This is a genomic window from Erythrobacter sp. Alg231-14, assembly GCF_900149685.1.
Taxonomy (GTDB): domain Bacteria; phylum Pseudomonadota; class Alphaproteobacteria; order Sphingomonadales; family Sphingomonadaceae; genus Erythrobacter.
The window spans coordinates 2,863,948-2,889,193 of sequence record NZ_LT702999.1 but is presented as its reverse complement, the minus strand read 5'-3'; the positions used below and the strand labels follow the sequence as shown (position 1 = coordinate 2,889,193).

The window sequence follows — 25,246 nt, the reverse complement described above, 5'->3', positions numbered from 1 at the left end:
TCGGGGATTAGAAAAATGAAGGGTATTATCTACGCTGAGCTGGTCGGCTTTCTGGACCACAAGGGCGGACCAAGCTTCACAGAGGAAGTCTTGGCAGGCGCAGAGCTGCCTCATGGTGGTGCGTTTTCGCGCGTTTCCCAGTATCCATGGGAACAAGCGGTGCAGGTCGTGACATCCGCATCGCGCATAAGCGGTGCAGACGCCAATGATCTGTGTCAGGAATTTGGGCGGTTCCTTTTTGGTCGGTTTACGGTCTTGTACACAGAGATCGTCAATCGGTATCCGACCGCCGAAACGATGCTCGAACATGTCGAGGATCACATCCACCAAGAAGTCAAAGTCTTGTATCCCGATGCCGCCCCACCGACGGTAACGACACGCAAGGATGGCGATGACTTGGTGGTCGAGTACCAATCCCATCGGCCATTCGCTTTCATTGCCGCAGGCCTAGTTCAAGGGTGCATGAGCCATTTTGGTGATTCTAGAACAATGGAATGGGTCAATCCCGATCCAACCGGAAAAACCGCACATTTCAGGATAAATTGATGTCAAACGCACGGGTTCTAATTGTTGAAGACAGCGCGTCTCTTGCACTGGGCTATGCTGCCCAGCTTGAGGACGCTGGACACGAAGTGAGCCTGTGCGAAACCCTGGCGGAGGCGCGCCGCAGTTTGTTGAGTGAGACATTCGATGTCGTCCTGCTCGACCTGCAATTGCCCGACGGCGATGGATTGACCATATTCGATGCTTTGGGCGAAGCGGCGGGCAATCCGGGCGTCATTGTGGTCACGGCCGATGGTTCGCTTAACCGAGCGATCGCGGCGATGCGTTTGGGAGCGTATGATTTCCTGGTGAAGCCGGTGTCAGGCGCGCGTCTGATCACCACGGTCGCTGCCGCTGCGTTGCAAGGGGGCAACGCCAAAGAAGCGGATACAGAACCCGAACAGAGCGCTCACAACAGCGGCGCGTTTCATGGTTTCATTGGCAACTCGCCACAGATGAAGGCGGTGTTCCGCACGATTGAAAGCGTCGCCGATTCAAAGGCAACGGTGTTCGTCACAGGGGAAAGCGGCACAGGTAAAGAGGTCACAGCCGAAGCCATTCACGCCGAAAGCAAGCGGCGCAGCGGACCGTTTGTGGCGATCAATTGCGGCGCCATTCCTGAAAACCTGCTGGAATCCGAATTGTTTGGCCATGTCAAAGGTGCCTTCACCGGCGCCGTTGAGAACCGGATTGGTTCGGCAAAAGCAGCCGATGGCGGGACGCTGTTCCTTGATGAAGTGTGTGAGATGGATCTCAAGCTGCAGGTAAAGCTGCTGAGATTTCTTCAAACGGGCATGATCCAACGGGTCGGTTCATCGGCGGCAGAGCCGGTGAATGTTCGCATCGTATGCGCAACCAACCGGGATCCCGAACGAGAGGTTGCCGAAGGGCGGTTTCGTGAAGATTTGTATTATCGATTGAACGTCATTCCGATTTGGCTGCCCGCTTTGCGAGAGCGCGGCGAAGATATCGGATTGATCGCGGATAGCCTGTTAGAACGGATTGCAGCCGAAGAAGGGCGCAAGATCTCTGGCTTTTCAAAGGCGAGCCAAGACTATCTGCGTGAGCATCAATGGCCGGGCAATGTGCGCGAATTGCAAAATGCGCTGAGGCGGGCTGTGATCACTGGCACTGGCAAACAGGTTGATTTGGCCGGCTCCCCCAGAGGCGCGCCCAAGCCATCTATGGCCCCAATGCCTATGTCGCAAATGGCCGCACCGCAGGCCGCGCCCTCAACCATGCCGCCCGATCAATTTCGATATGCCGCCGAAACCGCTTCTGGTCAGAATGCGCCCTTCGATTTCTCCGGTATGACCTTGGATGAGGTCGAACGAACCGCGATTGAACAAGCGATTTCGCGAACCAGCGGGAATGTTGTCCAAGCGGCCAAATCCTTGGGGGTGAGCCCGTCGACTATTTACCGAAAGTTGGAACGCTGGTCCGATTGAGGCGAACCTTTCGGGGGCGAAAATTTGGTTACGCGATCGGGTGATGACCGTGTTCGGTATCCTATCAACGGTGGACCACTTTACCCGGTGAACGGCACATAGTCGTGTTCAAACCCAAAGTATCGCGGTCCCACAACCGTCAGAGCCTCTGGTGTTTGAAAGACTGCCGGTGCCCCGATCGCAAAGACCGCAACCCGTTGGCCATACCGCAATCGTTCCGCATTGATTGGGATTGAAGTTTCTGCATCGACGATCACAATCAGATCGGGAACGCTGGCGACAATGTTATCGCCCACAGACGCCAATAGATATTCGTTCTTGATCGTGATGGTCATCGGGGCGACGCCGGCATCGGCGCCCTCAACCACAGCCTCTCCGACATCATAGCCGCCCACCACGCGTGATGATTTTGCGCTGACCTTTCCGGAATACACCATCTTGCACGCGCCATAGATCGTGCCTTCGAAGAGGTCGGCCAATGGCTGTGCAATGGCGTGCGCCGGACCGCGATTGCGCTCCAACAAGCGTCCAAGTTTGAGCGCAAATGACAGCGTTCCTGGAATGATCGCTTCTTTGCATTGTGTACCCGACATGGGATGTTCAACGGCGGTGATCATGCCACCGGATTCCACGGCGCATGCGCGGATAATTCCTTCATATTCGAGTGGGTCTGGACAATCGAAATGCCGCACTTGTCCCAGATAATCATACGAGACGGAGGGAGTCGGCGGTATACCGGCCATGGCGTAGGTCATCATCTGCGCCTCCGGCAGAGCGCGGGCCATTCCATCCCCATCCAGCATCGGAATACTGCGACTGGCGGCCGCCAGTAACGGGATCAACGAATTGCCGCCGCCGATTTCAAACGCTGCTATCGCATCGACAGTGCGCCCCATACGTTCTTCAAAAGCCGCCAATGCGCCAGCCGCTTCGTCAATTGACGGCAGCAATTCAAGGCTGACCGTGGGTGCGCCGACCGATCCGATGGCGCAAACAAATGCATCATCACCAAGGTCAGTTGGGGCGATAACGTTGGCGGGCCCGTATTCGTCCAACGCGCGAGCCGTGATCAATTTTGGGATGTATGGATCGCCGCCGCCACCCGTTGCCAAGAAGACTGAACCAAGCGCGAGCGCGTCCAAATCGTCCGACCCGATGATCATCGGATGCCTCCTTTCGATTCAGGTTGCGGTTTCATCGCTGCCAATGTGCCTACGACCTTCACACGCAAACGCATGGCCCCCTCATCCATATAGGGGACCGGCGTTTCGGTAACATCGACCACCTGCAAACCGTGCGGATCACCACCCGCAGCGATCGCCGCCTTTTCGGCTTCTGCTGTGACCATGGCCAAAGCTTCGTCCCGCGGCGTGTCGCGATAGGATAGCATTTGTTCGGCTTCGCCACCGATCTGAGCGATCGCCGCGCCAATCGCGTTCGCCGTGCCGGAATTGTCCGGCACAATTGTCTGTGTCGCCGCATCCAATGTGGCGGTGACCAAGGCGGCACCACCGCCCACAAGGATAACGGGTAATTTCCGGCCGCCCGGCCGCATGGAATCGATCGCTTGGTTGAGCGATTGGTGCATGGTTTCGCGCGCCGTTTTGATGACCGCTTCGGGGATATGATCAACTTTGCTTGGGTCGCCCAATTGGAACGCTTCCGCCGCCACTGCGATATCGGTTAGGGTCAATTGCTGCCCACCGAAAATCAGGCTTTCCTGAGTTAGGCGATGGCCGACCGATTGCGGCCCAATTTGCGTACCGTCCTCGCGAACCACGCTGCCCCCGCCGACGCCAATCGCCAATATATCGGGCATTCGAAAATTGGTCCGAACCCCGCCAATATCGACAATGTTGTATGACTCTCTGGGAAAGCCGGATTGCAGGACACCGATATCGGAAGTGGTGCCGCCAATGTCGACGACAATTGCATCTTCTAAACCGGTCAATTTCCATGCACCGCGCAGCGAATTTGTCGGCCCGGATGCAAAAGTCAAAGCGGGAAATTGTCGGACGAAATCTGCGCCCATCAGTGTGCCGTCATTCTGGCTGACATAGAGCGGGCAATTCAAATTGCGCCTTTTCAAAGCCGCTTCGAATGATGACACAACCCGTTTGGCAAAGGGCAACAAAGATGCGTTGAGGATGGCTGCGTTTTCGCGCTCCAAAAGGCCCAAACCACCGATCGTGTGCGAACATGTGATGTTGGAATCTGGGATCGCCGCCTTGATCCGTGCGGCAACGGATTCTTCGGGATCCGCATTGAGCAGGGAGAAAGCAGAAGCGATCGCGATGTTGCGTATGGATGATTGCGCGATTTTCGCGATTGCTTGGTCAATCGCCACTTCATCAAGAGGGGCAAGCAATTCCCCGTCATAAAGGTATCCGCCCGCGACCATAAAAGACATGCCCGCGATTGCGGTTTCGATATCTTCCGGCCAGTCGGTGAATGGAGGCAGGCCTTTGCCAGAAGGCAGGCCGATGCGAATGGCCGCGACAGAGGCCAATTCGCGCCGTTCCACCACCGCGTTGGTGAATTGCGTGGTGCCGATCATGACGCATTGCACATCTTCGGCCGCGACGTTGCCTTCGGCCAAGACCGCATCAAACGCGTCGGTTATTCCGGTCGCCACATCCGCGCTGGTTGCGGCCTTAGTCGACGCAAGCAATGTGTCGTCGTTCAGCAGGGCGGCATCTGTATGCGTACCGCCGACATCAATTCCAATCCGCAGCATTCAACCCTCCTGCGGGGCAGAGCTGCTCGGCCGCACGCGGTCTATTGCGACCATCGCTAGATACACCGCCCCGGTTAGCAATGCCGCCTCCAATGCGGCAAAACCGGTTGGGGACGGGGCCCATCCTAAAATCTCGCCAATCGCAAACCCTGCGCCGATCAGCCAAGCTGCGAATGCTTTTGCGTTCACGGCGGCCCCCTTACCAAGGTTTTCAAGGGCATAATGATCCTGTCTGACGACCAGATAATCCGCCACCAATACCCCGGCAACGGGCACGAACACGGCCGACAAATAGATCAGGAACGTAATGAAACTGTCGAGGATGTTCATCAACGCAAAGATGACGCCGACCGTACCAAGGCCAATTGTTAGAGCGGTACGGTTCCAATTGGGGAAGGTCGCTTTCACGCTCAAAACAGTGCTGTAGAGATTGAGGGAATTGAGCGCCCAACTGCTGGCGATCACGATGATGATCGCGCCAAGGCCAAGGCCCAGATCGATCAATATGTCCAAGAATTCCGCATTGGGCGCAAGCGATCCGGCAAGCCCAGCCGCGCCCATCACCACGATTTGGATCGGTACATAGGCAATGAAAGCAGTCCCGACCGCGCCCTGAGTTGTTTTGGCAAATCGCGTGATATCGGGCAGTATGATCGCGCCAACGATGATGGCACCGACAATGGCCGACACACCAGCGCCCATTGTCAAAGTGGGTTCGACATCGGTCTGCATAATCGCAGCAAAGCTCTTTTCACCCAAGGCGCTGCTGATGAGCCATACGGTCACAAAGGCCAGCACCGGAACCATCAATGTCGAAAGCCAATTGATTGCGCGAAAACCAACAAGAGTGGTGATCGTCATGCACAGGCCGGCAATCGCTGCCATCGCAATTTCAGGAAGCTGTATATCGAACAGTGAAAACGCCAACCTGCCCATCGCCTGTGTGAACAGATTGATGTTCAGTCCAAACCAACCGAGCAAAGAAATCGCAAAAGCGATGTTCACCAAGCCGGCACCGGCATCGCCAAATGCAAGTCGGATGAGAAGATATGAGCTCATCCGAGTGCGGGCGCCGATCATCCCGATGATCCCGCCAATCGCAAAGATGATGAGGGAACCCAACAGAAGCGCGCCAAACGCTTCCCACGGAGGCAGGCCAATCGACACTTCCAATCCGGTCAGAAACGTCGGGAGGGAGAAACCCACCATCGCCGCGACCGCGGCGATCCGGGGCCACGGCACAAGGTTTTCAGCGTCGATCGTGACTTCTTCAAATTCGTTGCTGTCAAACATACTGTCACTCTTCGCCCGCAGATCACTCAACGGCTAAAGCAAAATGATGCGGATGCAATGGCCGTCATACATCGGCGTATTGGGGCGAATGTCGCGGTCAGTTTGGGCCCGAATTTAAGACATTGCACTCGGCTGACGATCTTTTAGGCTCTGTCGACCATGTCTTGATAGCCATTGAGGTGCTTGTGACCCGTCCACTTCCCTTTCTCCTCGCCACCGCGATTGCCGCGGCTCCCACTTTGGCTCTTGCCCAAGAAGAGGGCGCAACGTTCGGCGGGGCTTCTGGGCCGGATCTATCCATCGAAGCGGTTGAACCCGACGAAACGCAAGTCACAGTTGGCCGCGCGGGTGAACATCCGGCTGATATTGGGCGGTATTTGTTGGCATCTGGTGCCGGTGCGGCGAACCTATCGCCGGATGGGGAAACCATTGCTTTTTCATGGGATGTAACCGGACAATCTGAATTGTGGGTGATGCCAGCAAGCGGTGGGCAACCGCGCCAAATTACGTTCCAGACGGGCGTCTTTGCCCCGATCTGGACACCAGATGGGGGCGGTCTCTTTTTCTCCGCCGATCGCGATGGGAATGAGCAGCCCGGCTATTTCGCACTTGCCCCCGATGGCAATATGGAAATCGAAGTTTTGCCTGCTGCGGCCGGTGATTTTCGCGTCTTTGGTGACTTCGCAGCCGATGGCAGTTTCGTTTACGCCTCCACCGCGAGGGGAACTGGCGTGTTCGATATTTACCGCGGCACATTGGATGGCGATAGCGCCATGATCGCCGAAGCGGACCTTGGCCTGTTCGCGCAATCAGTTTCGCCCGATGGCAAATATGCGATCGTTATCGAACGCGTAGGTGAGGACGCAGACAACCTTTACTTGCTGAACCTCGCCACCCAACAGATGGTAACGATATCGGAACCGCCTGTTGAAAATCGCGCCTCACACACGTTGGGTGGTTTTGAATGGATGCCCAATTCATCGGGTTTCTATTTCTCGACCAATCTGGATCGTGAGTTTGGAACGCTCGCTTTCTACAGTTTGGAAAGCGGTTCGTTTGATCGCGTGTTCGAAACCGATCGCGACATTGAAAACCTTGAATTGTGCGGACCGGGGCCGGGCGGTTCGTATCTGTATTGGTCTCGGAATGAGGACGGGTTTGATACGCTGGGCGGGTGGCATACGGTTGAAAAACAACCAATCGCAATGCCGGATCTTCCCGAAGGGCGATACACCCTCGATTGCGAGGCCGACGGCGAGTTGATGGTGCGGATCAATGGGTGGCAAACACCCGGCGAGATTTGGATGACAAACCCCATCGAAGGCAAAAAGAACCTAGTCTTTGCCGCAAATCTCGCAGGATTGGATCCGGATCGATTGGTCCGTCCGGAAATTGTCCGATACACCGCGCGCGATGGGGTCGAGCTGCAAGGCTTGCTCTATCTTCCTCAAGGGGCAGGAACCGGGGCCGATGCGCCGCCCGTGGTGTTTGATGTCCACGGCGGACCTTCGGGTCAAAGTGTCGCATCGTTTGAACCGGTCGCGCAATATCATGTCGCGCGCGGGGTCGCCGTGTTTCAACCCAATGTTCGGGGCAGCACAGGGTTGGGGCGGACCTATTCCACCCTTGATGACCGCGAAAGGCGGCTCGATTCCGTGCGCGATCTGGTTGATTTGAAAGCCGCGCTTGCTGCCGATGGGTTGATTGATGGCGATCGTGCGGCGGTTATGGGCGGGTCGTACGGTGGATACGCCGTCAATGCAGTCTTGGCCGAATATCCGGGCGAATTTATCGCCGGCGTTTCGTTATACGGCGTTGCCGATTGGGTCACCGCGTTGGAGATTGCCTCTCCATTGCTTAAAGCGGCCGACAGGATCGAATACGGTGATATCACGCAGGAGCGGTGGCGCGAGTATTACACAGTGAATTCGCCCATTCGTAAAGCGGATCAGATCACCGTACCCGTCCTGTTTTCCCATGGGGCGATGGATCCACGCATTGATATTTATGAGACGGAAGTGATGGTCAAAACCTTGCGCGCCAACGGGGTTGAAGCGCCGTTTGTCCGCATCCCGGACGAAGGGCATGGTTGGCGGAAACTGTCGAACCAATTGTTTTATTACCGCATTCAAGCGGAATTTATCGAAGAGCAATTGGGCGTGTCGATCGCTGAATAAGTCTTCGCATTTCGGCGTATTGCGCAACAACGGTTACCCCGATCCATTTCGGGCGAGGATGCAGTTCTAAATCAAAGTTTGCTCTGATCGGGACATGCGCATAGCTTGATCCGGGAGAGGGTGAGTATGATCAAGAAATTTTTGGGCCTTTGCGGCGTTGTCGCGATGGCGTTTGTCGGCGCGACACAGGTTCAATCCGATACCGGATCGCCCGGGTCGCTGCCTTACCAAGATGTGACCGTCTACGAAGCGGCCACAATCATCACGATGGAGCCCGGCTATCCAGAGGCGAAATTCGTGGCGACATCGGATGGTATCATCCTTGGCGTTGCGGATACTCTGGAAGATTTGTCGGCATGGACTGACCGACGCAATGTGACGGTCGATCGCAGCTTTGCGTCAGAGACAATCATGCCCGGCTTTGTCGAACCGCACATTCACCCGATGCAGACGGTGATGATGTTGGCGATCCCTTTCATAAGCCCTGAAAGTTGGGAATTGCCCGGCAAATCATATCCAGCAGTCACCGGCGAAGCAGAATATGAGGCGCGCTTGCGCACCGTTTTGAGTGAAAGCGATGAGGAATTGTTCCTTACATGGGGGCATCATCGACTATTTCATGGCGATATGACGCGCACCAAACTGGATGAAATTGCCCCTGATCGCGCAGTCGTGATTTGGCAACGCAGTTTTCATGAGATTATTGCCAACACCAAGGCATTGGAATTGCTGGAGATCGGTACCAGCGAAGCGTTCGCCGCTGAATTCGACGCGCCCGGTATTGATCCGGATCACGCCGATTTCGAAACGGGCATCATCCATGAAACAGCATTGTTCAATGGGATCGGGAAATTGCGCCCGTATCTGTTCTCTCCTGAGAAGGTTCAACAAGGCCTGATTGAAATGCGCCAGATGATGTTGGAAAACGGCGTCACGACCAGTGCCGATTTGGCATTTGGCGGCTTTGGCGGGATCGCGGCTGAGGCGCCATTGTTCAAAAGCCTTTATGATCTGCCTTCCACACCATCGCGCATATTGGCCATTCCGGTCGCTCCTTTGGTGACAGGAGATCCGAACGAATGGCTGGCTCAAGTGCAATCCGAATATGGATCGGACAAATTCTTCTTTTCCAATCGGGTTAAGTTGTTCGCAGATGGGGCGTTCTTTGCGCAATATATGCAAATGAACCCGCCGGGCTACAGCGATGGTCACGAAGGAAAATGGATTACAGAGCCCGATGAGTTGACCGAACAAGCCCGGCGTTTTTGGGATGCAGGGTGGAACATGCACACCCATGTGAACGGCGACAAAGGGCTCGACGTTGTTTTGGGCATTTCTGAAAGCCTGCCCGTGCGCAATGGCCAAAGTATGGTGCTTGAACATCTGGGATATTCAACCGAGGCCCAGAACCGCCGCATTGCCCGATTGGGATTGATGGTGTCGGCGCAACCCAACTATATCCGCGTGCTTGGCGATGCCTATGCGCAAAGTGGGCTGGGCGCGGATCGTGCCGCTCAGATGAGCCGGCTTGGATCGCTGGAGCGCAAAAATGTTCCGCTTGGCCTGCACAGCGATTTCAACATGGCACCGATTGATCCGCTTTACCTTGCATGGGTGGCCAGCAATCGGGAAACCTTGGCAGGCAATGTGAAAGCTCCGCAGGAACGCGTTAGCTTAGACAAGGCGTTGCGAGCGATCACGATCGAGGCCGCTCAAGTGATTGGGATGGATGATCGCGTGGGCAGCATTGCGTCGGGTAAGAAGGCTGACTTTGTCGTGTTGGACCGTGACCCACGCATCGCAGGTGCCGAGGCGTTGCGCGATGTCGGCATTTTGGGCGTTGTGTTCGAAGGACGCTGGTTTGCGGCCGAGTAAATTGTTCGTCACCGTCACCGCGCGCCACGCTTTCGCAACCGCCTTAACGGCGACACTATGAACGACACCGTGGCAAGCTCGTCGGCTTCAACAAAACCATCATTTTGGACAAAGCTGGCCTATGGCATTGGCTCGGTTGCCTATGGGACGAAGGATGCGGGTCTAAAATTCTTCCTGTTGCTTTTCTATTCTCAAGTTGTCGGGGTGGATTCGCGGCTGGTTAGTTTGGCCATTCTGGTTGCGTTGGTATTTGATGCGATTAGCGACCCTGTTGTCGGATATTGGTCGGACAATTTTCGATCAAAATGGGGACGTCGACATCCGTTTATGTACGCCGCCGCGCTGCCGGTCGCGATCAGTTACTACTTCATCTGGACACCGCCAGAGGGGTGGAGCGATCAGGCGATGTTTTGGTACATCGTCGGCCTCGCGATTGTCATTCGGACATTCATCACCGTTTACGAAACACCCAGCACGGCGTTGGCGCCCGAATTGTCGAGTGATTACGACGAGCGCAGCAGCATATTAAGCTTCCGCTATTTCTTTGGCTGGGTTGGTGGCAATGCAATGTCCGTCATCGCGTTTGTTGTGATATTTCCGGCATTTGTGACGGCGTCTGTGTCAAATGGTCAATTCAATCCAGATGCCTATGCCCGGTACGGATTGATCGGCTCATTGGTGATTTTTGTAGCAATCTTGGTCTCCGCATTAGGGACGCACAATTACATTCCGCATTTGCGGCAGGCACCCGTCAAACGTGACCTGACGCTTAAGATGATATTCAAAGACATCTATAGAACGATTGCCGGTCGGTCATTTTTCGCGTTGTTCTTTGCATCGTTGATCGCATTCAGTGCGAGCGGCCTATCGGCAGGATTGGTGTTCTATTTCACAACCTATTTTTGGGGCTTTAGCGCCGAACAAGTTGGCGCCATCACGATCGGTGTGTTCTTCTCCGCCATGATAGGTGGATCATTGGCCCCAATCGTCACCCGTTGGTTGGGCAAGAAGCGTGGCGCCTTGATCGTCGGGGTGATTGCCTTTGTCGGCGCCCCAATGCCAATATTCCTAAGGCTGATTGACGTCTTGCCAGAAAACGGCACGCCCGAAATATTCTGGATTGTGCTGATCACACAGACGATCGATGTCGGATTGATCATTTGTTATCAAATCCTCGCTGCATCCATGATGGCGGATTTGGTGGAACAAGCAGAAGATCAGACGGGTAATCGATCCGAAGGGCTGTTTTTTGCCGCAGCCACATTCATGCGCAAATTCGGCGAAGGGTTCGGCATTGTTATCGCCGGTTTCGTTCTTTCTGTGGTCGGCCTATCGGCAGGGGCACAGCAAGGCGATTTGAGCGAAGACACGATCTGGATGTTGGGCGCGGTTTATGTGCCGGTGATCTTGACCTTGTTTATGACCGTGATCGCCATCGTCAGTTTTTACGACATCGATCGCGCCAAGCACGAAGCCGCATTGGAACGGTTGGCGGAACGCAAAGCCGTTTCTTAAGCGATGGTCAAACCGACGCTGCGCCAATCGCCGTTCTCAGCATAGGCGCTCAATTCCTGCCAATGGTTGATCGTGCATGCATCGGCGTCTTCGATGCTCACAATCGTCTCGGAAGCTTGGGCTTTGCCGATGGCTACTTTTTCCAACGCGTCCAATTCAACGTGTTCGGGATCTGTGAAAGCGATCGCGAATGGCTTCTCTCGACCAGTGTCGTTGCCCAGTAGAATGGCCAACCGATTGCTGGACAAAGTCACCAATAGGCCGGTTGGGTACATTGCGATCGCTTGCACAAAGCTGGCAAGAATGCGCCGGTCTAGATGGCCGTTCCACTTGCTCATTTCTGTAATGGCTTTGTGCGGGGTCCATGCTCTTTTGTAGGCGCGGTTTGATGTGAGGGCATCGTAGATGTCGCAGATCGCCCCCAATCGCGCCGCGAAAGAAAGTGTTTCGTTGTTCAACCCATCGGGATAGCCGGTCCCGTCCATTCGTTCATGGTGATGGCGACAAACGTCCAGCGCCGCGTCGCAAATTCCCGCGGAATCCAACAGCAATTGATGCCCCTTTTCAGGGTGCTTCCGGACCACCTTGAATTCATCATCCGACAACGCGCCTTGCTTGTTTAAGATCGCGTCGGGAACGGCCATCTTGCCGACATCATGCAACAGGCCAGCCATGCCGAGATCGCGGATGAAGCCCTGATCCAAATTCAGATATCGCCCAACCGACACCATCAACGCGCACACTGCGACGGAATGCAAATAGGTGTAATCGTCTTTGTTTTTGAGCCGCGCGACGGTTAGAAAAACCTGAGATTCCAACGTGATCGCGTCGATAACATCCTCCACCACGCCTGTGATAATCGGGGCGTGAATGGCGCACCCCAAGCGCGCATCATCAAAGACATTGCGCATTGCGTCTTTGGATCGATGCAGCAGACGTGCAGCCTCGCGGCTTTGGTGTTCGGTGCGGGGCGGGGTGGGCCTGGAATTGCGCCTCAATCCAGATTGGGATGCATTGTGACCGGTCCAACGATCGTGTGCGTTGTCGCCGATGCCAACTATGCCGTTGTCGGTGTGGCCACCGTCTTTGTCGTCTGCCGGACCGATACCTTTATCAATGTCGATAAAAACAAATGGCAGATTGGCGTTCCTAACCCGATCCACGTCGTTCGCATTGTCCAATAGGAATTGCCCGCGCCAAAAAGGGTGATCAAACCACGAGCCACCAAAGCCGGTGATGAACATCCCCATTCTGACATCATGACAGGCAATCCGTCGCTGCATCGCGAAGCTGGTCCCATTCACCCAATCCAACAGCAATTGTTCTCACCGCCAAACATCTGAGTGAGGGGGCATGGTGTCGGATTTTCAAGTGCAACGCGCCATACGCCGCAACCGCCAAAGCAACGGTGTCGGTTTTCAACGTGATTGTACTTAGACCGTTGGGGTCACTTTACGTCGTTCAATATGCCCGCTGGATGCGTCTCCAGCTTAGCTTTGCTTGAACGGATCCTTTGGCGCCCCGGATTTCTTGCCGGATTTCTTGAACGAGCCCGGCTTGCCGCGGTCTTTGCGATCACCTTTGGGGGCAAACTTGCCTCCGGGCTTCTTTTTGAATGGTTTTCCTTCGGGCCGACCCTCGGATCTGCCATCGTTGCGTCCTTCGTGTCGTCCTTCTGGCCGTCCGTCGGATTTACCGCCGAATTTTCCGGATGGACCGCCTGATTTATTGAAATGTTTCTTGCCTGGTTTCTTGCCATCGCTGCCGCGCGATGGTTGCACCTTGACGCCGGGTGGGCGCGGGCGGCTTTTGTGATCTGTTCGGCCTTTGCGATTCTGACGCGCGGCCACACGCGGACCTTCGGCGGACACTTCAAAGCGGATGGTTTCTTCCTCGCTTTCAGTGCCGGCAGTGCGTTGCGTCGCATCGGCGAACTTATCAGCAATTGTGCGCGGGATCTGAAAATGAGTTTCGTTGGCACCGATGCGGATCGCACCGATTTCATTACGGGTCACATGACCGCGCCGACACAAGAGCGGCAAGATCCAGCGCGGATCAGCGTTTTGTTGGCGTCCAATGTCCATGCGGAACCAAACGGTGTCTTCGAAACCGGGGCGATGCCTCTCTTTTTGGGCTTCGCGTCGCGCTTCCGGTGTGTTGGGCATCAGATCTTCGGGCGCGGGCATTTTTGATCGATGCGCGTGAACCAACATCGCGGCCAATTCGGCAGGGCTTTTGTGAGCCATCAATTTTTCCGCCAGTTCGCGGTCGCCATCGGTGACTTCTACCGGCTCCATTAGCTTTTCGAGCAAGCGTTCCCGATCTTGCGCCATAATGGCTTCGCGATCAGGCGCATCAGTCCAAAGCGCTTTGATGCTGGCCCGGCGCAGCATGCTTTCAACCCGTTTGCGGCGGGGGAAAGGCACAATCAAAACGGCCGTACCTTTCTTACCGGCGCGGCCGGTCCGACCGGAGCGATGCTGCAATGTTTCGGCGTCACGTGGAATTTCGACGTGCACGACCAAACTCAAAGACGGCAAATCGATCCCGCGTGCGGCGACATCGGTGGCCACGCAGACGCGCGCGCGCCGGTCCCGCAATGCTTGCAACGCATGGTTGCGTTCCTGCTGAGAGTGTTCGCCCGATAGGGCAACGACGCTGAACCCGCGCTCTTGCAATGTCGCGTGAAGACGCCGGACGCTTTCACGCGTGGCGCAAAATAGGATGGCGGTTTCCGCTTCGTGGAAGCGGAGCAGGTTCACCACTGCATTTTCTACTTCAGGCGGAGAAACGGTTACGGCCTGATAGGAAATGTCTTCGTGACTGCGCCCTTTGTCCACCGTCGCAATGCGCAAGGCGTTGTTCTGATAACGCTGCGCCAACGCTTCGATTGGGCGTGGCATTGTGGCGGAGAAGAGAAGCGTGCGGCGGTTTTCCGGCGCGGCATCCAGGATCGCCTCCAATTCATCGCGAAAGCCCATATCGAGCATCTCGTCCGCTTCGTCCAACACGACGGCAGCCAATGCCGAAAGGTCCAATGCGCCGCGTTCCAGATGGTCGCGCAAGCGGCCCGGCGTGCCGACAACTATGGTGGCGCCTGAACGCAGCACTTTGCGTTCTTGCGATGGGTTCATGCCGCCAACACAGGTCGCGACGCGAGCGCCCGTTGCGCCGTAAAGCCAAGCCAATTCGCGGCTAACCTGCAACGCCAATTCGCGGGTTGGAGCGATGATGAGCGCCAAAGGACCCTCGGCATGGCGTACGGTGCCTTCGTCGTTCAACAATTCGGCGGTCATGGCGAGGCCAAATGCGACCGTTTTACCAGAGCCGGTTTGGGCAGAAACGATCAAGTCACGGCCCAGAGCTTCGCTCTCAAGGACTGCGGCCTGAACGTCGGTGGGCTGGGAATATTCGCGTTCTGCCAAGGCATCGCGAAGGCGAGGGGGAAGGTCGGCAAAGGTCATGGGACGCTTTCAATGTTGGTGCGGCCGCGCATTATCAGCGGCGACGGGAATTAGGCGGTTGCGGATGAGCGCGTTGACCAATGCTAAAATCTGCAAAAGTCCGGCGTCAAAAACTGAGCAAAATGGGCGCGTTTGCGGCCCATAGGAGCATCATGCCCCGATTGGCCGCGCCACTAGCTTATTTGTGGCGTCACGCGCAACGATAATCGCTCATAGTGAGTTGCCCCATAGCCAATCAACTTGCCCCGCAACACAATGTAGGGCAGCAATTGCAGGCATGTAATGGAGAACGCGCGATGCAACAGGCCGAAGATTTTCGTTCGATTTGTGATCAACTGAATGATCTATTGGCCGATTTGGATGATAAGGATTTCGCGCGAACCACGGGGTTTAAGGGATGGAGCATAGATGAGATTCTGCGCCATTTGCATGTTTGGAACCGCGCCGCTCTGACCTCTTTGCAAGACCCCGATGGGTTTGGAGATTTCATGAAATCAGTCGCGGCGTCACGCGGGTTGAATTTTCGGATTTTTGAAAGCGAACAGACGGGCGATCTCAGCGGGCGTGCGTTGTTGGCGGCTTGGCGTGAATTCTACCCAGAATTGGCCGACGCCTTTCGCGCGGTTGATCCCAAACAGCGGGTTGCATGGGCGGGCCCGAGCATGAGCGCACGATCATCGATCACAGCGCGATTAATGGAGACATGGTCGCATGCTCAGGCAATTTATGATGAACTGGGCGCCGATCGCAGCGACAGCGACGCCATTGCAAACATCGTAGTCCTAGGCCTCAACACGTATGGATGGACCTTTATCAATCGATCCGAAGAAGTGCCTCAACCGGTGCCGCAATTGGTCATGACCATGCCATCTGGCGTTGTCCGGACCTTTGGCGAAGGGTCCGGTGATGGTGCAGCCGGATCGGAACGGATTGAGGGATCGGCGACCGAATTTTGTCAGGTCGTCACGCAATGTCGCAATATTGGCGACACTGCGTTGACAGTAACCGGGCCCAACGCGACCCGATGGATGGATGTGGCACAGTGTTTTGCGGGGCCACCGCAAGACCCGCCACCGCCCGGCGCAAGAGCCAAAAACTCAGCTTAAGCTGCTTTCCCTGTCATAACTGACAAGGTTTGACTGTTCTGATCATAATCCGCTTCAACTCGATCAGATGCCCCGCTACGGCAGTGGTATGAGCGAATGGATTTCTTTGGCGCAACAAGTCTGCGCCGCCACCCAAACTTACCTCGATGCTGTGCGCGAGACCACCGCACGGATCGTTGCGCCCAATGGCAAGCCCGAAGCCGCCTTGATCGAAACACATCAACGTCAGGTGCACGGATTGGCGTGGATCGGAACAGTGGTCGCATCGTTGGAAGCGGTCGCCGATTGGGGTGCGCGGGCGCAAAAGACGGGCCGCTTTTCCGAAGTGGATGAATTGACCCTGCGCATTGGCGTCGGCGAATATTGCCAGCAATTGGTCAGCGCCTTGGCAATGAGCGCAAGCGAGTATTTGCGCCCTTCCGAAATGGGGGTCGAGCCCGCAGCAAATGCATTGCGAGATGACGCCGCAACGCGACGTTTCTTGACCGAAGGCAACACCGCCGAAACGCGTGCAAAGCTTGCGATATTGTTGGCGGATGGTGCGCGTCCGGACGAAGCATTTGATGATGAAACGTTGGATTTGATCCGGGATCAGTTCCGAGCCTTCACCGCAGATCGGATCACACCGCATGCGCATCAATGGCATTTGGCCGATGATTTGATCCCGATCGAAGTGGTTGACGAAATGGCGCAACTGGGCGTCTTTGGCGTTTGCATTGCCGAGGAATTTGGCGGCCTCGGGTTGGGCAAGACCGCGATGTGCCTTGTTTCCGAAGAATTGTCGCGCGGATGGATATGTGCCGGGTCATTAGGCACTCGTTCAGAAATCGCGGGCGAATTGATCGGGGAAAATGGCACCCCCGAACAAAAGGCGAGACTACTTCCCAAGATTGCCGATGGGTCAATATTGCCGACGGCCGTTTTCACCGAACCCGACACCGGCTCAGATCTGGCATCGGTGCGGACGCGTGGCGTATCAAATGCAGACGGCAGTTGGACCATCACTGGGGCAAAGACGTGGATCACGCATGCTGCGCGGGCGGATTTGATGACGGTGTTGTGCCGGACCGATCCGGACACGCCGGGATATGGCGGGTTGTCGATGTTGCTTGCCACAAAAACGCGCGGCGATGATGCCAACCCTTTCCCCGATGCGGGGATAGATGGCAGCGAGATCGAGGTGTTGGGCTATCGCGGGATGAAGGAATACGCCTTAGGCTTTGATGGGTTTGCTGTTTCCAGCGATGGATTGTTGGGCGGTGTCCAAGGGCAAGGCTTCAAACAATTGATGCGAACATTCGAAGGGGCCCGGATTCAAACGGCGGCACGCGCCATCGGTGTGGCTTGGAATGCGTTTGATTTGGCATTGAAATATGCATTGGAGCGCAAGCAGTTTGGGAAAAACCTGCTCGCCTTTCCGCGTGTTTCGGACAAAATCGCGTTGATGGCGACTGAGATCGTTATGGCGCGAGAGCTAACCTATTCGGCGGCACGGCATAAGGATAAGGGCGAACGGTGCGATATCGAAGCGGGAATGGCAAAATTGCTGGCCGCGCGAACCGCGTGGAGCAACGCCGACAACGCGTTGCAGGTTCATGGCGGCAATGGATACGCTCTTGAATATGAGATTAGTCGCGTTTTGTGCGACGCGCGTATCCTCAACATTTTTGAAGGTGCAGGAGAAATTCAGGCACAAGTGATTGGACGCGGCCTGCTCTCTGGTGTGCAGGCCGCGCCGAAATCATAACGGATTAGCGGCCTTTAAAGACCGGCTTGCGTTTTTCTAGGAAGGATCGACCGCCTTCCGCAGCGTCTTCGGTGGAACCGGCGATGCGTTGGCCTTCGGCTTCGTTTTGAAGTGCGGTGGTGAAATCGGTCTGCAATCCACCGCGCAGATTGGCTTTCATCTTTGCCAAGGCGACCGTTGGGCCGGCAGCGAGTTTTTCGGCCAGAGCGTTGGCTTCATCAGCGAGTGCGTCGTCTTCAACGCATTTCGTGATCAATCCAATGCGCTCAGCTTCTTCACCGTGGATGCGTTCACCCAACATCATCATGCGGGTTGCATGCGCCAGTCCGGCGAGGCGCGGCAGCATCCAGCTTGACCCGCCATCGGGCACAAGGCCGATATTAACGAATGCCTGAAGGAAATAGCCGCTTTTACCGGCGATGACGAAATCCCCGGCAAGGGCGATTGAACAACCAATCCCTGCCGCCGGGCCGTTCACGGCGGTTACGACCGGGATCGGCAATTTCCAAAGCGCGGCCATCATCGGGTTATAGCTTTGTTGGAGCACTGTGTACGAACGGTCCCCGCCAGACACAGCGGAATCGCCGCTGCGGCCGCCGGATAAATCGGCGCCAGAACAAAATGCGCGACCTTCGCCCGCAATCAACAAGGCGCGTGCGTCACCCAAATCGCGGATCGCATCGAAAATCTCATCCGCCATCTGCGGCGCACAAGCGTTCAACCGCTCAGGTTTGTTCAGCGTCAGCTTGGCGACGCCTCCCACACGCTCCACGCGGATTGATTCATATTCGGCCATCTCGTCAGTCTCCCAAAATTTGTTCTCTTGCTGCCCCTCTTCGGCCAACCTGGTTGCGAAATGCAACCTCTCAATTTGTTGGTTAGAGTGCTGGCCGCCCCAATTGACCCGGCCCGCCGCGCTTGCAAAGAAGGGTTGTGTTCGCAGGTGCCTCTACAAAAGGAGCCTGTTTCGACGGCCAACTGCAACGAAAGCCTCCCGCATATGAAAGCTTGGCGATTTGCGATTGATCGCGGGGGTACATTCACCGACGTTGTGGCGATGACGCCTGATGGGCGGATGTTGACGGATAAATTGCTATCGGAAAATCCCGATCATTACGCCGATGCTGCGAGCGAAGCGGTAAAGCGGTTGATGAAGGGGGAAGGTGGTGCGAACGCCAATGCACCGATTGCGGAACTGCGGATTGGCACCACGGTCGCCACCAACGCGCTGCTTGAACGCAAAGGCGAACGGTTGGCGCTGGCTATAACGGGGGGATTTGGCGATGCGTTGCGGATCGGCACGCAGGCGCGACCCCACATATTTGCGCGGCGCATCGACCTGCCCGAACAATTGCCCGCCGAAGTCGTTGAGATTGGTGAGCGAGTCGGTGTTGATGGAGAAGTCCTAACACCTCTGGATGAAGTCGATGCGCGGGAGAAGTTCGCGGCGCTGCGGCAGGATGGCTTTGATGCGATTGCGATCGTGTTGGTACACGGCTGGAAATATCGCGATCATGAGGTTCGATTGACGGCAATCGCACGTGAATTGGGCTTTGCTCAGATCAGCACCAGCCACGAAGTTGCGCCTTTGATCAAATTAATCCCGCGCGGCGACACCAGCGTGGTCGATGCCTATCTATCGCCGGTCTTGCGCCGATATATAGATACGTTGCGCGACGAACTGCCCAGCACCAACCGCCTTCGCTTTATGCAATCCAACGGCGGCCTCGCCGAAGTGGGCGCATTTCGCGGTAAGGATGCGATCCTTTCTGGCCCAGCGGGCGGCGTTGTCGGAATGGTCGCGGCTTGCGAACCGTTGGGGCATACAAAGATCATTGGTTTCGACATGGGCGGGACTAGCACCGATGTTGCCCATTTTGGCGGTGAGTACGAATTGACAGGCGACAGCGTGGTTGCCGGCGTGCGCGTCGCCGCGCCAATGATGCAAATTCACACGGTGGCGGCTGGCGGTGGGTCGATTTGCAGCTTTGACGGCGCGCGCTTTCGTGTTGGCCCACACAGCGCCGGAGCCGATCCGGGGCCAGCATGTTACCGCAAGGGCGGCCCCTTAACGGTCACGGACTGCAACCTATTCCTAGGGCGCATCGATCCAGCATTCTTCCCAAGTGTTTTTGGGGAGGGCGGGGATCAACCGTTGGACCGTGTTGCGGCGCGCGCCGCTTTGCAATCCGTCGCCGACATTCTGCCGAAACCAAAGCCATTGGCAGAGATCGCCGAAGGTTTCTTGGCGATTGCGGTCGACAATATGGCGAATGCGATCCGCAAAATTTCGGTTGCCCGCGGCCACGATGTTACCGCCTATGCCTTGGCGTGTTTTGGCGGAGCAGGGGGGCAACACGCTTGCAAGGTCGCCGATCAGCTTGGGATGGAAACGGTGTTGGTCCACCCATTGGCCGGCATATTGTCCGCGTTCGGGATAGGATTGGCACCAATCAAAGTTGTGCGGGAGGTAAGCCTTGTCCAACCTTTGACGCAGGATTTCGCGTTGGAGCTTTCCGATCTAACCGGCCAAGCGCGATCCGCTTTGCTGGATCAAGATATCGATGACGACGCCATCACAGTGTTGCCGCACGCCCGACTTCGGTTTGATGGAAGCGATTCCGTCATCACGGTTCCGTGTGAAGAAATCGAAACGATGGATGCCAAGTTCCGGACTTTGCATCGTCAAAGGTTTGGATATTCCGACGAAGCGGCCAGCATCATCATTGATGCCCTAAGTGTGGAAGCGGTCGGCGTGTCCGGCGGACTTTCATCGGTTGCGGCCATTCCGGCGGAACGCAACAACGCATCCTCATCGTTCAAGGATCCTCGCTCAGACAGTCAAAACGATTGGCGCACATTGACTAGGGCAGGGATGCAAGTTGGGGATCGGATTGCTGGTCCCGCCTTGGTCATCGATCCAGGCTCAACAACTGTGGTCGAGGCGGGTTGGACCGCGGAATTGGCGCAAGAGGGCAGTTTGATCCTATCACGCCAAGTGCCGTTTGAACGCGGTCGCGCAATCGGGACACAGGTCGACCCGGTGCGCCTTGAGATATTCAACAACCTATTCATGGCCATTGCGGAAGAAATGGGCGTTGTCCTCCAATCCACGGCAACGTCGGTGAACATCAAAGAACGATTGGATTTTTCCTGCGCCGTGTTTGACGCGCGCGGCGCATTGATCGCCAATGCGCCGCACATCCCCGTCCATTTGGGATCAATGGGCGACAGCATAGCGCGCGTGGTGGAAGCACGGGGAAATGGCAAAGACGGGCGCGGTTCCCGTCGTGGGGACGCCTATGTCCTGAACGATCCCTATCGCGGGGGCACCCATCTGCCCGACATCACGGTCATCGTTCCGGTTTTCTATAATAACACCGGTGCATCACCCGACGCCTTTGTTGCGGCGCGTGGACACCATGCGGATATTGGCGGCATCGCACCGGGCTCTATGCCACCGGAAAGTCGAACGATTGAAGAGGAGGGGGTCATGATCGACAACCTTCTCATGGTCGATGAAGGGGTTTTTCAGGAAACGGCAATACGCGATGTCTTGGCATCGGCCGTGCATCCAGCCCGCAATCCGGGGCGCAACATTTCCGATTTACGGGCTCAACTTGCGGCCTGCACACGCGGTGCTGATCTGTTGACGGGCGCGGCCCGCGATCAAGGCGCGGATGCGGTTGCGGCCTATATGGGCCACGTCGTCGCCAATGCAGAGGAGAGCGTTCGGCGATTGTTGGGCCGGTTGGATGATGGATCGTTTGCCTACGCGATGGACAATGGAGCTGTCATTAAAGTCGCGGTTAGAATTGATAAGGCACACCGATCCGCCGTTTTCGATTTCACCGGGACCAGCGATCAGCTCCCCGATAACTTTAACGCACCGCGATCCATCACGCGGGCAGCGGCGTTGTATGTTTTGCGCACATTGATCGATGACGCGATCCCGATGAATGACGGATGTTTGCGGCCGATTGAATTGGTTGTGCCAATGGGGTCGATGCTTAACCCGCATCCCGGCGCGGCGGTTGTCGCCGGCAATGTCGAAACCAGCCAAGCGGTTACCGACGCTTTGTTCGCCGCAACAGGGCAGCTTGCGCCAAGCCAAGGGACCATGAACAATTTCACCTTTGGCAACATGGATCGCCAATATTACGAAACCATTTGCGGTGGATCGGGTGCGGGCGTTGATCACGATGGGACCAGTGCGGTTCAAACTCATATGACCAACAGTCGTCTGACCGATCCCGAAATTCTCGAAACCCGGTTCCCTGTGCGATTGGATGGATTTGCCATGCGGCGGGGATCGGGGGGCGGTGGCCGTCACACGGGCGGCGACGGGGTGGAACGCCGTGTGACGTTCCTAGAACCGATGCGTGCGAACATGCTGGCCAATCGTCGCGCTATCGCGCCATGCGGTATAATGGGGGGCGACGATGCGGCGCCTGGTCGCAATTGGGTTGAACGTGCCGATGGCACTCGCGTTGAAATGGGGGCTACGGGGTCGGTCGAAATGAATGTGGGTGACACGTTTGTCATTCTGACCCCTGGCGGAGCCGGTTTTGGACCAACACGGAACACTAGAAACACTGGGGTGGATTGAATGAATTATTGGCCTCTCTTGGGCATTGCCCTTGTGGTTGTCGGCTTTGCGTTGCGGTTCAATCCGTTGTTGGTTGTTGTCACTGCGGCACTTGCCACCGGGTTGCTTGCGGCTCTCGACTTTGTCGAAGTGGTTGAGGCGTTGGGCAAAGCGTTCAACGACAATCGCTACATCTCTGTGACGTGGATCATCCTGCCGGTCATCGGCCTGTTGGAACGCAACGGATTGCAACAGCGCGCGCGGGCGTTGATCGAAGGTGTGCGCGGGGCCACTATGGGGCGGTTGTTGGTGAGCTACCTTTTATTCCGCCAAATCACCGCCGCATTGGGGATGAAAGATGTGGGGGGGCATCCTCAAACGGTGCGCCCGTTGGTTGCCCCAATGGCGGACGCTGCAGCGGAAAAGTCGCACGGCAAGCTGGATGAAGACGAGCGTGAGAAGGTGTTGGCTATGTCCGCGGCTACGGACAACGTGGGGCTCTTCTTCGGCGAAGACATTTTCTTCGCTATCGCCTCTATCCTATTGATACAAAGTGTTTTTGAGAGTTCCGGCTACCCGCTCACGCCGTTGGAATTGTCCGTTTGGGCTATACCTACGGCAATATGCGCGTTCTTCATCCACAGCTCCCGCATACTTGCCTTGGATGGGCGCTTAGCCAAGGTACGACAGGCCGCCTCCCAGCAAGAACATGATGGAGGTGCAGCATGAGCCCCGTCGAAGCAGTCACGCCAGAATGGCAGATGTCGTTTGAAAGCCTGTATTGGCTGGCCGGTGCCTTTTTCGCCTTCTGGTCATTTCTCAGCTTGCGTGACCAAATGTATGGAAATGCTGCATTTTGGGGTATTTTGTCAGTCAGTTTCCTGTTTGGCAGCAATCTTTCGGATTTAGCCAATGGGGTCATCGTTCTTGCCCTGGTAGCGATCGCCGGATTGGGTGGATTAAAGCGCAGCAATCCAGAAACGACCTCTCAATCAGAGCGAGAGCAATTATCAGATAGGTACGGTAATCATCTGTTTTTGGTTGCTTTAATTGTTCCAATAACGGCTGTCGCCGGAACGCTGCTCTACAATTTCACCCCGCTTTTGGAGACCGGATTCTTCAAGGCACGGCAGGAAACACTGATCCTGTTTGGGTTTGGGGTGGTTATCGCCCTGATCGCGGCGGTGGTTTGGCTTAAGCCACCTGTGCTTGCCCCAGCGGAAGAGGGGCGCCGATTGTTGGATTCCATCGGTTGGGCGGCAATCTTGCCGCAGATGCTTGCGGCGTTGGGGGCGGTTTTCGCGGTTGCAGGCGTCGGTGAAATCATTGGTGGCACAGTCGGTGCGGCCATCCCCGAAGGCAGTGTGTTTCTAACTGTCGTGGTGTTTGCCCTTGGTATGGCATTGTTCACGATGATCATGGGCAACGCTTTTGCCGCGTTCCCCGTTATGGCGGCCGCAGTGGGCATCCCACTCTTGGTAGAAACCTATGGCGGCTATCCGGCCGTTATTGGCGCGGTAGGGATGCTTGCCGGATTTTGCGGGACATTGCTGACGCCAATGGCGGCGAATTTTAACATCGTCCCTGCCATCTTGCTGGAACTAAAGGATCAAAACGCGGTGATCCGCCAACAAATAGGGACCGCGATCCCGCTTTGGATTTGCAATGTGATTATCATTTATGTCGGGGCGTTTCTCCTGTGGAACTGACGCAAGCGATGGCCCGAACCTTTGCCCGTGCGGCGCTTGGCCATGTGGGGCAGGAATATCCGAACAAGCTGGACCATGTGATGGGATCGGATGCCGATGCACGCACCCCGCGCGACCTGCACCCGGCATTTTTTGGCAGTTTTGATTGGCATTCTTGCGTCCATTCATGGTGGACCTTGCTGACATTGCTGCGTCTTTACCCCGATATGCCGGAGGCGCGCGACATCGAAGCGTTGGCGGACAAGACCTTCACAGTCGAAAATCTATCCGCGGAACTGGCCTATCTTGAACGGCCAGAATCTCGGGGGTTTGAACGCCCTTATGGCTGGGGTTGGATGCTCTATTTGCACCACGAAGCCGCCCGACACGCTGACCATCCTTGGGCGGATCGAATGGAGCCTTTGGCGCGCGCATTTGCCATGCGGTTCGGCGGGTACCTGCCTGTTCTGACCTATCCCATCACGGTGGGCACGCATGGGAACACAGCGTTTGCGCTTGTCCTGGCGAGGGAATGGGCGGAGCCACGCGATCGCAAATTGGTCGAAGCGATCGATGAATGGTCGATCCGTTGTTACGGCGACAAATCGAACTATTCGGGATGGGAACCGGGCGGGGATGAATTCCTTTCGCCTGTTCTAGTCGCGTCGCTTTTGATGAGCCGGGTGATGGGTGGACCGGAATTTTCCGTTTGGTTTGAAAGCCTTATAATGGACAATGGATGGTTGGATCGTGAATGTCATCCGGTCACAGTGACAGATCGAACCGATGGAAAAATCGCTCATCTCGACGGCCTAAACTTAAGTCGTGGGTGGTGTTTGCGGGCCATCCAAAGAGCGCGTTCGAACGGCGCAGGCGCCGATTTGCTCGAGCGTCGCGCGGTTGAACATCTGGAGGCCGCATTGCCCCATGTAACGGGTGATTATATGGGCGAACACTGGCTCGCCAGCTTTGCTTTGCTGGCGCTTTTGACGCCCGAGAAACCACGATAATCGGCCATTTTTGGCCGTTTTATCACGACAAAGCGAAAAAATTTCAGCTTGCCTA

The 25,246-nt window shown here is 56.1% G+C and carries 17 protein-coding genes; 11 read left to right on the top strand and 6 right to left on the bottom strand.

Annotated features, from left to right (window positions below; all coding sequences use genetic code 11):
- Positions 1–15 precede the first annotated feature (15 nt).
- Positions 16–546 carry a heme NO-binding domain-containing protein gene (locus BQ8290_RS13820; RefSeq protein ID WP_108791249.1) on the top strand — a complete coding sequence of 177 codons (531 nt, stop codon included), beginning with the start codon at positions 16–18 and terminating at the stop codon, positions 544–546.
- Positions 546–1,991 (top strand): sigma 54-interacting transcriptional regulator, encoded by a 1,446-nt coding sequence (locus BQ8290_RS13815; RefSeq protein WP_108791247.1) that lies wholly within the window; start codon positions 546–548, stop codon positions 1,989–1,991. Before BQ8290_RS13820 ends, BQ8290_RS13815 begins: the two co-directional genes overlap by 1 nt.
- 80 nt (positions 1,992–2,071) lie before the next feature.
- On the opposite strand, the gene BQ8290_RS13810 is transcribed toward BQ8290_RS13815, so the two are convergent.
- Genes BQ8290_RS13810 through BQ8290_RS13800 form a run of 3 tightly spaced genes read right to left on the bottom strand, consistent with a single transcriptional unit; the run spans position 2,072 to position 6,021 of the window.
- Entirely contained in the window at positions 2,072–3,154 is a 1,083-nt protein-coding gene (locus BQ8290_RS13810) for an S-methyl thiohydantoin desulfurase domain-containing protein (protein WP_108791246.1), read from the bottom strand.
- The gene (locus tag BQ8290_RS13805; protein WP_337661423.1) at positions 3,151–4,728 is read right to left on the bottom strand and encodes a hydantoinase/oxoprolinase family protein; all 1,578 of its coding nucleotides are present in this window, start codon (positions 4,726–4,728) and stop codon (positions 3,151–3,153) included. Before BQ8290_RS13805 ends, BQ8290_RS13810 begins: the two co-directional genes overlap by 4 nt.
- Entirely contained in the window at positions 4,729–6,021 is a 1,293-nt protein-coding gene (locus BQ8290_RS13800; protein WP_108791243.1) for a cytosine permease, read from the bottom strand. It abuts the gene before it with no gap.
- 185 nt (positions 6,022–6,206) lie between these two features.
- Between BQ8290_RS13800 and BQ8290_RS13795 the strand changes: the two genes are divergently transcribed.
- The 3 genes from BQ8290_RS13795 to BQ8290_RS13785 all read left to right on the top strand — a co-directional run bounded on the left by BQ8290_RS13795 (position 6,207) and on the right by BQ8290_RS13785 (position 11,588).
- Positions 6,207–8,198: a S9 family peptidase gene (locus BQ8290_RS13795; RefSeq protein WP_337661422.1), complete on the top strand. Its 1,992-nt coding sequence runs from the start codon at positions 6,207–6,209 to the stop codon at positions 8,196–8,198.
- A gap of 126 nt (positions 8,199–8,324) precedes the next feature.
- Positions 8,325–10,073, top strand: a complete 1,749-nt coding sequence (locus tag BQ8290_RS13790) for an amidohydrolase family protein (RefSeq protein ID WP_108791242.1) — start codon at positions 8,325–8,327, stop codon at positions 10,071–10,073.
- A 57-nt stretch (positions 10,074–10,130) separates the two neighbouring features.
- Entirely contained in the window at positions 10,131–11,588 is a 1,458-nt protein-coding gene (locus tag BQ8290_RS13785; RefSeq protein ID WP_108791240.1) for an MFS transporter, read from the top strand.
- Here the strand turns inward: BQ8290_RS13785 and BQ8290_RS13780 are convergent.
- Positions 11,585–12,892 carry an HD-GYP domain-containing protein gene (locus BQ8290_RS13780; RefSeq protein ID WP_337661517.1) on the bottom strand — a complete coding sequence of 436 codons (1,308 nt, stop codon included), beginning with the start codon at positions 12,890–12,892 and terminating at the stop codon, positions 11,585–11,587. The genes BQ8290_RS13785 and BQ8290_RS13780 overlap by 4 nt on opposite strands.
- 186 nt (positions 12,893–13,078) lie before the next feature.
- Positions 13,079–15,052, bottom strand: a complete 1,974-nt coding sequence (locus BQ8290_RS13775; protein WP_108791236.1) for a DEAD/DEAH box helicase — start codon at positions 15,050–15,052, stop codon at positions 13,079–13,081.
- A 296-nt stretch (positions 15,053–15,348) separates the two neighbouring features.
- Here BQ8290_RS13775 and BQ8290_RS13770 point away from each other — a divergent pair, with 296 nt between their 5' ends.
- Together BQ8290_RS13770 and BQ8290_RS13765 are read left to right on the top strand one after the other, a co-directional pair.
- Positions 15,349–16,158 carry a TIGR03084 family metal-binding protein gene (locus tag BQ8290_RS13770; RefSeq protein ID WP_108791234.1) on the top strand — a complete coding sequence of 270 codons (810 nt, stop codon included), beginning with the start codon at positions 15,349–15,351 and terminating at the stop codon, positions 16,156–16,158.
- Between the two features lie 88 nt (positions 16,159–16,246).
- Positions 16,247–17,905: an acyl-CoA dehydrogenase family protein gene (locus BQ8290_RS13765; protein ID WP_108791232.1), complete on the top strand. Its 1,659-nt coding sequence runs from the start codon at positions 16,247–16,249 to the stop codon at positions 17,903–17,905.
- Between the two features lie 4 nt (positions 17,906–17,909).
- On the opposite strand, the gene BQ8290_RS13760 is transcribed toward BQ8290_RS13765, so the two are convergent.
- Positions 17,910–18,701, bottom strand: coding sequence for an enoyl-CoA hydratase-related protein (locus BQ8290_RS13760; protein ID WP_108792442.1), 792 nt, complete (start codon positions 18,699–18,701; stop codon positions 17,910–17,912).
- 204 nt (positions 18,702–18,905) lie between these two features.
- Between BQ8290_RS13760 and BQ8290_RS13755 the strand changes: the two genes are divergently transcribed.
- Genes BQ8290_RS13755 through BQ8290_RS13740 form a run of 4 tightly spaced genes read left to right on the top strand, consistent with a single transcriptional unit; the run spans position 18,906 to position 25,191 of the window.
- The gene (locus BQ8290_RS13755) at positions 18,906–22,514 is read left to right on the top strand and encodes a hydantoinase B/oxoprolinase family protein (RefSeq protein ID WP_108792440.1); all 3,609 of its coding nucleotides are present in this window, start codon (positions 18,906–18,908) and stop codon (positions 22,512–22,514) included.
- Positions 22,515–23,222, top strand: coding sequence for a 5-oxoproline transporter, DUF969 family subunit (locus BQ8290_RS13750; RefSeq protein WP_108791230.1), 708 nt, complete (start codon positions 22,515–22,517; stop codon positions 23,220–23,222).
- A complete protein-coding gene (locus BQ8290_RS13745; protein ID WP_337661421.1) occupies positions 23,219–24,202 on the top strand; it encodes a DUF979 domain-containing protein in 984 nt (327 codons plus the stop codon). Before BQ8290_RS13750 ends, BQ8290_RS13745 begins: the two co-directional genes overlap by 4 nt.
- Positions 24,193–25,191 (top strand): DUF2891 domain-containing protein, encoded by a 999-nt coding sequence (locus BQ8290_RS13740; protein WP_337661420.1) that lies wholly within the window; start codon positions 24,193–24,195, stop codon positions 25,189–25,191. Before BQ8290_RS13745 ends, BQ8290_RS13740 begins: the two co-directional genes overlap by 10 nt.
- Positions 25,192–25,246: the final 55 nt, after the last annotated feature.

Bases quoted from the DNA above. Each gene is read 5' to 3' on its own strand.
- BQ8290_RS13820 (WP_108791249.1), top strand. From the start codon at position 16: ATGAAGGGTATTATCTACGCTGAGCTGGTCGGCTTTCTGGACCACAAG.
- BQ8290_RS13815 (WP_108791247.1), top strand. From the start codon at position 546: ATGTCAAACGCACGGGTTCTAATTGTTGAAGACAGCGCGTCTCTTGCA.
- BQ8290_RS13810 (WP_108791246.1), bottom strand. From the start codon at position 3,154: ATGATCATCGGGTCGGACGATTTGGACGCGCTCGCGCTTGGTTCAGTC.
- BQ8290_RS13805 (WP_337661423.1), bottom strand. From the start codon at position 4,728: ATGCTGCGGATTGGAATTGATGTCGGCGGTACGCATACAGATGCCGCC.
- BQ8290_RS13800 (WP_108791243.1), bottom strand. From the start codon at position 6,021: ATGTTTGACAGCAACGAATTTGAAGAAGTCACGATCGACGCTGAAAAC.
- BQ8290_RS13790 (WP_108791242.1), top strand. From the start codon at position 8,325: ATGATCAAGAAATTTTTGGGCCTTTGCGGCGTTGTCGCGATGGCGTTT.
- BQ8290_RS13785 (WP_108791240.1), top strand. From the start codon at position 10,131: ATGAACGACACCGTGGCAAGCTCGTCGGCTTCAACAAAACCATCATTT.
- BQ8290_RS13775 (WP_108791236.1), bottom strand. From the start codon at position 15,052: ATGACCTTTGCCGACCTTCCCCCTCGCCTTCGCGATGCCTTGGCAGAA.
- BQ8290_RS13770 (WP_108791234.1), top strand. From the start codon at position 15,349: ATGCAACAGGCCGAAGATTTTCGTTCGATTTGTGATCAACTGAATGAT.
- BQ8290_RS13765 (WP_108791232.1), top strand. From the start codon at position 16,247: ATGAGCGAATGGATTTCTTTGGCGCAACAAGTCTGCGCCGCCACCCAA.
- BQ8290_RS13760 (WP_108792442.1), bottom strand. From the start codon at position 18,701: ATGGCCGAATATGAATCAATCCGCGTGGAGCGTGTGGGAGGCGTCGCC.
- BQ8290_RS13755 (WP_108792440.1), top strand. From the start codon at position 18,906: ATGAAAGCTTGGCGATTTGCGATTGATCGCGGGGGTACATTCACCGAC.
- BQ8290_RS13750 (WP_108791230.1), top strand. From the start codon at position 22,515: ATGAATTATTGGCCTCTCTTGGGCATTGCCCTTGTGGTTGTCGGCTTT.
- BQ8290_RS13745 (WP_337661421.1), top strand. From the start codon at position 23,219: ATGAGCCCCGTCGAAGCAGTCACGCCAGAATGGCAGATGTCGTTTGAA.